Origin of the sequence: Aeromonas schubertii (assembly GCF_000820105.1) — a bacterium.
Lineage (GTDB): Bacteria > Pseudomonadota > Gammaproteobacteria > Enterobacterales > Aeromonadaceae > Aeromonas > Aeromonas schubertii.
On the sequence record NZ_CDDB01000050.1, the window covers coordinates 17,750 to 28,272 of the forward strand.

Sequence of the window (10,523 nt, forward strand, 5' to 3'; positions counted from 1 at the left end):
TTCACTCGCGCAGGTATAATGCGCCGCGATTTATCCGCCAACCGGAACCGGGACGCCCATGTAAGACGCCACGACATCCGCCATGTTGACCATGGCCCACTCGTCACGCCGCACTCTGCGAGTCGTGCGTCCGTCCCAATCCCGGCTGCGGCCTGGCCGCTGCCAATCAACTGAAGAATAGTGAATCATGTCATCTGAATTTCTGAGTGAAGTCTCCAAGAGACGCACTTTTGCGATCATCTCGCACCCCGACGCCGGTAAGACCACCATCACCGAGAAAGTGCTGCTGTTCGGACAGGCCATCCAGCGCGCCGGTACCGTCAAGGGCCGTGGCTCGGGCCAGCACGCCAAGTCCGACTGGATGGAGATGGAGAAGCAGCGTGGTATCTCGATCACCACCTCCGTCATGCAGTTCCCCTACGGCGACAGCCTGGTCAACCTGCTCGACACCCCGGGTCACGAGGACTTCTCGGAAGATACCTACCGTACCCTGACGGCGGTCGACTGCTGCCTGATGGTCATCGACGCCGCCAAGGGCGTTGAGGATCGGACCCGCAAGCTGATGGAAGTGACCCGTCTGCGCGATACCCCGATCCTGACCTTCATGAACAAGCTCGACCGGGACATCCGTGACCCGATGGAGCTGCTCGACGAGGTGGAGAGCGAGCTCAACATCATGTGTGCGCCCATCACCTGGCCCATCGGCTGCGGCAAGCTGTTCAAGGGGGTCTATCACCTCTACAAGGATGAGACCTACCTCTACCAGACCGGTCAGGGCCACACCATCCAGGAAGTGCGCATCGTCAAGGGGCTCGACAACCCCGAGCTGGACACCGCCGTGGGCGAGGATCTCGCATCCCAGTTGCGCGGCGAGCTGGAGCTGGTCAAGGGGGCGTCCCACGAGTTTGACCATGAGGCATTCCGTGCCGGCGAGTTGACCCCGGTCTTCTTCGGTACCGCGCTCGGTAACTTCGGCGTCGACCACATGCTGGACGGCCTGACCGAGTGGGCACCGACCCCCATGCCGCGCAAGGCCGAGAGCCGTGAAGTGGTGGCGACCGAGGAGAAGTTCTCCGGCTTCGTGTTCAAGATCCAGGCGAACATGGATCCCAAGCACCGCGACCGCATCGCCTTTATGCGTATCGTCTCCGGTACCTACACCAAGGGCATGAAGATGCGCCATGTGCGCCTCGGTAAGGACGTCAACATCTCCGACGCCGTGACCTTCATGGCCGGCGATCGCGAGCAGGCGGTCGAGGCGGTGGCTGGCGACATCATAGGTCTGCACAACCACGGCACCATCCAGATCGGCGATACCTTCACCCAGGGTGAGGATCTCAAGTTCACCGGCATCCCCAACTTCGCGCCCGAGCTGTTCCGCCGTATTCGCCTGCGCGATCCGCTCAAGCAGAAGCAGCTGCTCAAGGGGCTGGTACAGCTCTCCGAAGAGGGCGCGGTGCAGGTGTTCCGTCCGCTGATGAACAACGATCTCATCGTGGGGGCGGTCGGTGTGCTGCAGTTCGACGTGGTGGTGTCTCGTCTCAAGAGCGAGTACAACGTCGAGGCCATCTACGAGGCGGTCAACGTGGCGACCGCCCGCTGGGTGGAAGGCAGCGACGTCAAGAAGTTCGAGGAGTTCAAGCGCAAGAATGAGCCGAACCTGGCCCTCGATGGCGGTGACAACCTCACCTACATCGCCCCGACCATGGTCAACCTGCGCCTGGCCCAGGAGCGTCATCCGGACGTCAACTTCCGTCAGACCCGCGAGCATTGACAAGCGCTTGCCTCATCGGCTGACCAGATAAAAACAGACCCCGCCTCGGCGGGGTCTGTTCATTGGCCGCTCGCCTCCGGGCCTGGGGTCATCACTCCTCGGTCGGCGCCTCAAGGGCAGGATCGAGGGAGAGCAGCATGCAGATCTCGCAATCTCCGTGGCCCGTGTGGCCGAGGGGGCCGGGGAGGTGCTCGAACCCCAGGCTCTCGTAGAGGGCGGTCGCCTCGCGCAGGCTGGCGGTGGTCTCCAGGTAGCAGTGGCGGTAGCCCATCTGCCGCGCCTGGGCCAGGGCCTGCAGTACCAACCGTTTGCCCAGTCCCAGACCGCGCAGGGCCGGCAGGAAGTACATCTTCTGCAGCTCGCAGGTCATCCCGTCACCCCCCTGTAGCGGGGCCAAGCCTCCTCCACCCAGTATCTGGCCATCGGGTCCTTCGACAATCCAGTAGCAGCGATCCACCCCCTGATAGACCTCGTAGAGGCGATCGAGGTCCGGATCCGCGACGCCGTAGCCCTTATCGGCGGTGAGACCATACTCGGTCGAGACGGTACGGATCACGGCGGCGATGGCCCGGTTGTCCTCCACCTCGATGGGACGGATCCAGTACCCCTGCTGGCGGCGAGCGCGGGAGAGGGCGCTGCGATAGAGCTGGGTGCCACGCCACAGGGTGTCGCGCTCTTCACCGGTGAGCTGGGCCAGGGCGGCTTCGACCTGGGCATCCATCTCGGCGTGCAGCCCTTCCAACTCGCTGCGTCCCCGCTCGGTCAGGGTCGCGTGCTTGCTGCGCCCGTCTCTGGGGTGATCCTGCCAGGCGATGAGGCCGCGCTCGGCCAGACGCGCCAGGGGGCGGCTGGTGTTGGACTTGTCGATACGCAGCTTGTCGGCCAGTTGCTGGTTGGTGGCGGGACCACTCTCGAGCTCGATCAAGAGGTGAGCCTCGACCGGGCTCAGGGTCAGGGTACCGCACTGCTGGGAGAGCAGTCCCAGCTCACGGACCAGCTCCCGGGAGAGGGCGCGCAGGGATCGGCTGTCCATGAAGTCTCCTTTCGTTGTGGTGTGCAACTTAACATAGGCCACAACGTTGCGTATCGCAAGCAAATAAAAAGGCGGGTCACTTGGGCCCGCCAGGATCACGCGCAGGGATCAAATGAGTTGCGGTAGCAGGGCCTCGCTGTAGGGAACCAGCTCTGTGCCGTTGCGAACCCGCTCGACATAGTCGGGGTTGGCGATGAGGGGGCGGCCGATGGCCACCAGATCGAAGCGGTTGGCCGCGACGGCCTCGGCGGCGCTCTGGGGGGTCAGCTGGCCGACACCCACCAGGGTGCCGCGGTAGTGGGCACGGATATAGTCGCTGGCTCGCCCGTCCAGATAGTCGAAGGTGAGGGCGTCATCGAAGATGCCTACGTGCAGGTAGGCCAGGGTCCGATTGTCCAGCTCGCTCAGCAGATGGTCGAACACGGCGCGATCGCGCACGTCCCCCTTGAGGTGAACATAGGCGCCCGGGGAGAGGCGCAGGGCGGTGCGTTCGCCACCGATGCGCGCGGCGATGGCGTCGACCACCTCCAGGGCAAAGCGGGCCATCTTCTGCGGGCTGCCACCATACTCGTCCTCACGGCGGTTGCTGTCGTGGTGCAGGAACTGGTCGATCAGGTAGCCGTTGGCACCGTGGATCTCGATCCCGTCGAAGCCGGCGTCGATGGCATTGGCGGCGGCCTGGGCATAATCCCGAACCAGCTGCTCAATCTCGGGCACCGTCAGGGCACGGGGCACCTGATAGGTGAGCTCGCGCATGCGGGGTACCGTCCCCTCGAAGGCGACGGCCGAGGGACCGAGCACCTCGGCCTGATGGAAGAAGGGGTGAGAGAGACGCCCCACGTGCCACAGCTGGGCGAAGATCTTGCCCCCCTTGGCATGCACCGCGTCGGTGACGAGCCGCCATCCCTGGATCTGCTCGGGGGTAAACAGGCCCGGGGTATTGGGGTAGCCCTGGCCGTCCGGGCGAATGATCACCGCCTCGGAGATGATGAGCCCCAGATCGGCGCGACGGCCATAGTAGGCGGCCATCTGTTCGGTGGGCACCAGCCCAGGTCCTGCCATGCAGCGGGTGAGGGGGGCCATGACGATCCGGTTGGCCAGGGTCAGGGTGTCGTTAAGCTTGAACGGGGTGAAGAGAGAGCTGGTCATGGGTAACTCCGGCGGTTATTCTTGAATGCGCATTCAAAATCTTTTTGAGCGCGAGTGCAACTCTTTTTTGAATGGTTGTTCAAGAATTCATTGGTCCCGATGGCCGCTGTTTTGAATGTCCGTTCAAGAAACGTTGGAGGAAGGGGGCGTCTGAGGTAGACTGCCCGCCGTTTTTATTTGAGGGAGATCCCATGCGCAGTGCCGAATTTGACCGGGAGCAGGTCCTCACCAACGCCATGGAGGTGTTTCGCAGCAAAGGCTACGCCAAGACCACCATGCAGGAGCTGGTGGCCGCCACCGGGCTCCACCCGGGCAGCCTCTATGGGGCCTTTGGCAACAAGCGGGGATTACTGCTGGCCGCCGTCGATCACTACGTGGAGAGTCGCCGCCAGCAGCGTCGTGACCTCATGGCCGGATGCTCTCCCCTGGCGGGGATCCGCGCCTACCTGATCCACCTCTCCGACGAGCTGATCCAGTGCACCTGCCTGGTCACCCGCACCGTGATGGAGCTGGATCAGGATGAGGAGGTGCGCGAGCGGTTGGCCCGGGTCTATCAGGATCTGGAATCGGATCTGGCGGTTGCGCTGCGTGCCGCCATCGAGCAGGGGGAGCTCCCTGCGGCCGAGGTGGCCACCCTCTCGGCCTATCTGCTGGTGGGGGTGCAGGGGCTGGTCACCTTTGCCCAGTGCCGGCGTGATCCGGCCCTCTCCCTGGCGGTGGTCGAGCAACTGCTGGCCGGGCTGGCGGCTCGCTGAGGCAGGCTCACGGGCGTTGTTCGCCCTCTGCCACCAGCCCCTTCATCAGGGTACGCAGCCAGAGCAGGGCCGGGTGCTGCCCCAATGCCGGGTGCCAGACGCAGTTGAGGTGGTAGCCCGGCACATCCTCCGGCAGATGCAGACGGCGCAGGGGCCAGTGACCCGCCAGCAGATCGGCCACCTTGCTCGGCAGCACCAGCAGGTGGTCGGTCTGGCAGACGATGGCTGCCGCCGACATATAGCTCTGGCTATTGACCGAAATGCGTCGCGACAGCCCCTGGCTCTCAAGCCAGCGATCCAGGCTGGTCTCCGAGGTGCCGAGCGGCGAGTGAAACACGTGGGCCATGCCGATGAGTTGCTCCAGCTCGAGCCGTTCACCCATCCCCCCCAGATCGCTGCGCACCAGGCCGGCCAGCGGCTCGGTGAGCCAGGTCTCCTTGCCCAGATACCCGGGCACCTGCATGTACTCGTCAAATCCCAGCACCAGATCGATCTCGCCGCTCGCCAGCTCCGCCTCCGGTAGCCTGTCGCGCAGGATGCGGATCTCGATGCTCACCCCGGGCGCGAGATCCTTGAGCCGCTGGATAAGCGGCGGCACCAGCACGCACTCCACATAGTCGGTGGTGCACAGCACAAAGCGCCGAAGCGAGGTGTGCGGATCGAACTGCTCCTCGTCGGTGAGCTGCTGCTCCAGCAGGCGCAGGGCCTGGCGCACGCCGCTGTGCAGGCGCTGGGCCCGCGGGGTTGGCACCATGCCCTGGGGGGTGCGCACCAGCAAGGGGTCGCCGAAGGCACTGCGCAGCCGGGCCAGGGCATGGCTCATGGCCGGTTGGCTGATATAGAGGGACTCGGCGGCCCGGGTGACGCTCCCTTGTGTCATCAGGGCATCGAGGGCGAGCAGCAGATTGAGGTCGAGCTGGTGCAGTTTCATGGGAAGATCATTTGCCGTATTTATGGGACAATCCATCCTATTCATTTGATGGATGAGTGTGCAACTTCATACACTGCGGCTCACACTCATTTTCCGGGTGCGCCTAGCCCCGGTCTGCCGGTGGATGAGAGTCCGCCCGTTTCCCCATTACCGGCCGTGTGATGGCCCGTCATCACGCCGCCCGCAAGGACATTGCGATGAGCATCAAGACCATCAACTCCACCCCGGCCGCCGACGGCTTCACCATGCCTGCCGAGTGGGCGCACCAGCAAGCCGTCTGGATGATCTGGCCGTTTCGCCCGGACAACTGGCGCGAGGCCGGTCGCTTCGCGCAAGAGACCTTCGCCAAGGTCGCCGATGCCATAGGTCAGGCCACTCCGGTCTTCATGGGGGTGCCAGCCCGGTTTATGGCGCAGGCCCGCGCCATCATGCCCGCCCACGTTACCCTGGTCGAGATGAACAGCGATGACTGCTGGGCCCGCGACACAGGCCCCACCATCGTCACCAACGCCGCCGGCGAGTGCCGCGGGGTGGATTGGGGCTTCAACGCCTGGGGCGGCCACAAGGGCGGCCTCTACTACCCGTGGGATCAAGACGAGCAAGTGGCGGCCCGGATGCTGGAACAGCACGGCATGGATCGCTACGACGCGCCGCTCATTCTGGAGGGGGGCTCTATCCACGTGGACGGCGAGGGCACCTGCATGACCACCGCCGAGTGCCTGCTCAACGAGAACCGCAACCCGGATCTCACCAAGGAGCAGATCGAAGCGCACCTGCGTGACTACCTCGGTGTGAAGAGCTTTATCTGGCTGAACGAGGGCGTCTACATGGACGAGACCGACGGCCACATCGACAACATGTGCTGCTTCGTGCGCCCCGGTGAAGTGGCCCTGCACTGGACCGACGACGAGAACGATCCCCAGTACGAGCGCTCCCTGGCCGCCCTCAAGGTGCTCGAGGCCGCCGTCGACGCCAAGGGTCGCAAGCTCAAAATCTGGAAGCTGCCCCAGCCGGGCCCGCTCTACTGCACCGAGGAAGAGTCTGCCGGCGTCGAGAGCGGCACCGGTGTACCGCGCGAGGCCGAGGGTCGCCTGGCCGGCTCCTATGTGAACTTCCTTATCACCAACGATCGTATCGTCTACCCGCTGCTGGACGCCGCCACCGACGGGCAGGCCCAGCGCATTCTGGAAGAGATCTTCCCGGATCACACCGTGGTCGGCGTGCCGGCCCGCGAGATCCTGCTGGGCGGTGGCAATATCCACTGCATTACCCAGCAGATCCCGTCCGGCAAATAAGAACCGGATGACGATCCTGCTGCGAGACCGTGATCAAGGCTCATGTGCAGCTCGCTTATGTGAAACCGGGGGCTCACGTATGTTTATACGCTCCGGTTCCTGCGCTGCTCTTCACCTTGCTGACGGCCTCTCGCGACGGGTCGTAAACCGGTTCTAGTTAGTATTCCAAACCCCACGCCGTGGGGTTTTATCGCTTGATGACATGATGGTCGCAGGCCGCTGATGCGGCGATCATCATGACAAACTGTCACCCTTTTACAGGAGATCCCCAATGATCCCGAAAATGGTAGATGTCACCGAGGTTTCCATTGCCGAGCTGCGCGATGCGCTCGAATCAGGCCGCACCACGGCGGTCGAACTGGTCAAGGCCTATCTGGCCCGCATCGAGGCCTATGACGGTCCCGAGACACAGACCCGCCTCAACGCCGTCGTGGTGCGTAACCCCGATGCCCTGAAAGAGGCGCAAGCGTCCGATGAGCGCCGTGCCCGTGGCGAGACCCTGGGGCCGCTCGACGGCATCCCCTATACCGCCAAGGACAGCTACCTGGTCAAGGGGCTGACCGCCGCCTCCGGCAGCCCGGCGTTTAAAGATCTGGTGGCCCAGCGCGACGCCTTCACCATAGAGCGCCTGCGCGCCGCCGGTGCGATTTGCCTGGGCAAAACCAATATGCCGCCCATGGCCAATGGCGGCATGCAGCGCGGCGTCTATGGCCGTGCCGAGAGCCCCTACAACGCCGACTACCTGACCGCGCCCTTTGCCTCCGGCTCTTCCAACGGGGCCGGCACCGCCACCGCCGCCAGCTTCTGTGCCTTTGGTCTGGCCGAAGAGACCTGGTCGAGCGGCCGTGGCCCGGCTTCCAACAACGGCCTGTGCGCCTACACCCCGTCCCGTGGCGTCATCTCGGTGCGTGGCAACTGGCCGCTGACCCCGACCATGGATGTGGTGGTGCCCTATGCCCGCACCATGGCCGATCTGTTGGAAGTGCTCGACGTGGTGGTGGCCGACGATAGCGATCCCCGTGGCGATCTGTGGCGCCTGCAGCCCTGGGTGCAGCTGCCCAAGGCCTCCGAAGTGCGTCCGGCTTCCTATCTGGAGCTGGCTGCCAAGGCCGATGCCCTCGAGGGCAAGCGCTTCGGCGTGCCGCGCATGTTTATCAACAAGGATGAACTGGCCGGCACCAGCGAAAACCCCGGCATCGGCGGCCCGACCGGTCAGCGCATCCATACCCGTGAGACCGTGATCGCCCTCTGGGAAGATGCACGCAAGGCCCTGGAAGCCGCTGGCGCCGAAGTCATCGAAGTGGACTTCCCCCTGGTCTCAAACTGCGAAGGGGACAGACCCGGCGCACCGACCGTCTTTAACCGTGGCATCGTGACCCCGGAGTTTCTCAACGACGAGCTGTGGGAGCTCTCCGGCTGGGCGTTCGACGACTTCCTGCGCGCCAACGGCGATCCCAAGTTGAACAAGCTGGCCGATGTCGATGGGCCGAAGATCTTCCCCCACGATCCGGGCACCCTGCCGAACCGCGAGGGCGATCTGGCGGCGGGCATGGACGAGTACGTCAACATGGCCAAGCGCGGCCTGAAATCCTGGGACGAGATTGCCACCGTGCCGGACGGCCTGCGCGCTCTGGAAAAGACCCGCAAGCTGGATCTGGAGGAGTGGATGGACGGGCTCAGGCTCGACGCCGTGCTGTTCCCCACCGTCGCCGACGTCGGCCCGGCCGATGCGGATGTGAATCCGGCGTCCGCCGATATCGCCTGGAGCAACGGCATCTGGGTGGCCAACGGCAACCTCGCCATCCGCCACCTCGGCGTGCCGACCGTTACCGTCCCCATGGGGGTGATGGCCGATATCGGCATGCCGGTGGGGCTAACCTTCGCCGGTCGCGCCTATGACGACAACAAGCTGCTGCGCTTTGCCTCGGCCTTTGAGTCCACAGGCAGCAAGCGTATGGTGCCGCCGAGGACGCCGCCGTTGGGGTGATTGGTGTTTGGAGTTAAATATTCCGGGTTAGTTTGGAGATAATAAAAAGCCATCCTTATAAGGATGGCTTTTTATTCGTATTTTCACCAGAGTGATAATTTAGCGAGTGGTTTATATTATTCAAAGTCAATAAAATTTAATATTGTCAGTGTTCAGTATCGGTATCTTTAGTGTTTTTAATGCATTGAATATCCCACCCTGAGAAGGAAATATCGTCATCTATGTAAGTAATCTCTTTCTCCATAGTAAATGGGTTTACTCCACTCATAATGAAATTTTTTATTCTTTCTTGTTGGTTGATAGATAGGTTTCCCCACCAAGATGGAGCAAAAAAAGTATTTTCAGCCATGCAAAATGAAAATTTAACTAACTTATTGAAAACGTCAGATGTTCCATCCTTTAGTAGGGAGTCTATAAAATTATGGATCTTTTTTGATTCATCAAGCCAACTTAGAACAAAATATCCATTACCTGCACTTGATAATGAGTTGATAATCACATGCTCTGCTTTCACATTTAAATTGCTTAAGTCCTGAATCTGCTTGCCAAAAAAATTGATACTTGGTGCAATAATTGATGATACTACAACAGGTGTTGGGCTAGAAGATTTGATAATTAAATGGCAGATATCTTCATTCGTATTTCCAAGTAAATGCTGATCTAATTTTTCTTTTAATGCTGAGAGTTCAGTAATTGCTATTTCTACACCAGCTTTATTCTCATTAGCAAATTCTTGAATCAAAACCTGTAGTGCTACATCCTTTCCTTTATCACCTGTTTTTATAAAATCAGCATTATTTAAACTTCCTTCTTTAGCATAAAGCTCTTTAGCTACAGAACGATACATTAAAGCGAAACATTGTTCATCATCTCCTGTGAAAGGCTTATCCTCGATACATGAAAAAAGAGCTTTGTCATGTGTTGAGCAAAAGCCTTTGAATGTTGATGCTTGATTAATTCCAATTTTTTCAGGGATCAACTTCCCATTGTTTTTTATAAGGTTGGGGAGATCTATTTTGAGCCCAAAGACGTGATTAGAACTATCTGCTATCGCCATCAAACTCCCACTTTTTGATATTGTGTGGGCATTTATTATTTTATTGCTACAAGATGATTTCATTTCTTCGGGTACGTAACAGCCTTTTCTTTGTGAATTTCTTTTAGAAAAATCAATGGCTTCACCCTTGCTAATAGGAGATTCATCTTTTCTACCGTAGTGACAATGTTTAAATTTTTTCCCTGAATTACACCAACACTTATCATTTCGCTTCATTTTCATAAAAAACCTAACTTAAATATCACGTATATAAAGTTCTAGTGTACATCTGACTTGGTTCTGAATGAAGCTTTTTGGTTGCTATTGAACTGCAAGGGCCGTAAGTTCAAATAGCGAAGCGTATTCGGACGATCGCGAATAGAGGTTGCAGCCGATTTTTCCAGACTTACCCAAACTTCCCCCGACTTCACCGTCACTTCACACAACTCCATATTCCCTTCACACATCCCCCGTATTTTCTGCCCACTGATAAATGGGCCCGGCTTGTCACAGGGGGGACGAGGGGCCGGTTGGAGCGAGGGAGGAGAAAAAAGTTCTGGGAC

Annotated in this window: 8 protein-coding genes; 4 read left to right on the forward strand and 4 right to left on the reverse strand. The window is 60.1% G+C overall.

The features are described 5' to 3' along the window. Positions 1-187: 187 nt before the first annotated feature. The gene (prfC, locus tag BN1133_RS10495) at positions 188-1,774 is read left to right on the forward strand and encodes a peptide chain release factor 3 (RefSeq protein ID WP_050666483.1); all 1,587 of its coding nucleotides are present in this window, start codon (positions 188-190) and stop codon (positions 1,772-1,774) included. A 91-nt stretch (positions 1,775-1,865) separates the two neighbouring features. On the opposite strand, the gene BN1133_RS19700 is transcribed toward prfC, so the two are convergent. Both BN1133_RS19700 and BN1133_RS10505 read right to left on the reverse strand, forming a co-directional pair. Further along, positions 1,866-2,807 carry a bifunctional helix-turn-helix transcriptional regulator/GNAT family N-acetyltransferase gene (locus tag BN1133_RS19700; RefSeq protein WP_082177982.1) on the reverse strand — a complete coding sequence of 314 codons (942 nt, stop codon included), beginning with the start codon at positions 2,805-2,807 and terminating at the stop codon, positions 1,866-1,868. Between the two features lie 108 nt (positions 2,808-2,915). Then, entirely contained in the window at positions 2,916-3,956 is a 1,041-nt protein-coding gene (locus tag BN1133_RS10505) for an alkene reductase (RefSeq protein WP_050666484.1), read from the reverse strand. Between the two features lie 191 nt (positions 3,957-4,147). On the opposite strand from BN1133_RS10505, the gene BN1133_RS10510 reads away from it, so the two are divergent. Then, a complete protein-coding gene (locus BN1133_RS10510) occupies positions 4,148-4,711 on the forward strand; it encodes a TetR/AcrR family transcriptional regulator (RefSeq protein WP_050666485.1) in 564 nt (187 codons plus the stop codon). Positions 4,712-4,718: 7 nt separating this feature from the next. On the opposite strand, the gene BN1133_RS10515 is transcribed toward BN1133_RS10510, so the two are convergent. Then, the gene (locus BN1133_RS10515) at positions 4,719-5,642 is read right to left on the reverse strand and encodes a LysR family transcriptional regulator (RefSeq protein WP_050666486.1); all 924 of its coding nucleotides are present in this window, start codon (positions 5,640-5,642) and stop codon (positions 4,719-4,721) included. Positions 5,643-5,839: 197 nt separating this feature from the next. Here BN1133_RS10515 and aguA point away from each other — a divergent pair, with 197 nt between their 5' ends. Both aguA and BN1133_RS10525 read left to right on the forward strand, forming a co-directional pair. After that, complete coding sequence (gene aguA / locus BN1133_RS10520) at positions 5,840-6,937, forward strand: agmatine deiminase (RefSeq protein ID WP_050666488.1); 1,098 nt, start codon at positions 5,840-5,842, stop codon at positions 6,935-6,937. 283 nt (positions 6,938-7,220) lie between these two features. Further along, the gene (locus BN1133_RS10525; protein ID WP_050666489.1) at positions 7,221-8,924 is read left to right on the forward strand and encodes an amidase; all 1,704 of its coding nucleotides are present in this window, start codon (positions 7,221-7,223) and stop codon (positions 8,922-8,924) included. A gap of 145 nt (positions 8,925-9,069) precedes the next feature. Here the strand turns inward: BN1133_RS10525 and BN1133_RS19705 are convergent, their stop codons facing one another. Then, positions 9,070-10,203, reverse strand: coding sequence for an SEC-C metal-binding domain-containing protein (locus BN1133_RS19705; RefSeq protein WP_082177983.1), 1,134 nt, complete (start codon positions 10,201-10,203; stop codon positions 9,070-9,072). Positions 10,204-10,523: the final 320 nt, after the last annotated feature.

Excerpts from the sequence above, each read along its gene's own strand:
- prfC (WP_050666483.1), top strand. The coding sequence starts at position 188 with ATGTCATCTGAATTTCTGAGTGAAGTCTCCAAGAGACGCACTTTTGCG.
- BN1133_RS19700 (WP_082177982.1), bottom strand. The coding sequence starts at position 2,807 with ATGGACAGCCGATCCCTGCGCGCCCTCTCCCGGGAGCTGGTCCGTGAG.
- BN1133_RS10505 (WP_050666484.1), bottom strand. The coding sequence starts at position 3,956 with ATGACCAGCTCTCTCTTCACCCCGTTCAAGCTTAACGACACCCTGACC.
- BN1133_RS10510 (WP_050666485.1), top strand. The coding sequence starts at position 4,148 with ATGCGCAGTGCCGAATTTGACCGGGAGCAGGTCCTCACCAACGCCATG.
- BN1133_RS10515 (WP_050666486.1), bottom strand. The coding sequence starts at position 5,642 with ATGAAACTGCACCAGCTCGACCTCAATCTGCTGCTCGCCCTCGATGCC.
- aguA (WP_050666488.1), top strand. The coding sequence starts at position 5,840 with ATGAGCATCAAGACCATCAACTCCACCCCGGCCGCCGACGGCTTCACC.
- BN1133_RS10525 (WP_050666489.1), top strand. The coding sequence starts at position 7,221 with ATGGTAGATGTCACCGAGGTTTCCATTGCCGAGCTGCGCGATGCGCTC.
- BN1133_RS19705 (WP_082177983.1), bottom strand. The coding sequence starts at position 10,203 with ATGAAAATGAAGCGAAATGATAAGTGTTGGTGTAATTCAGGGAAAAAA.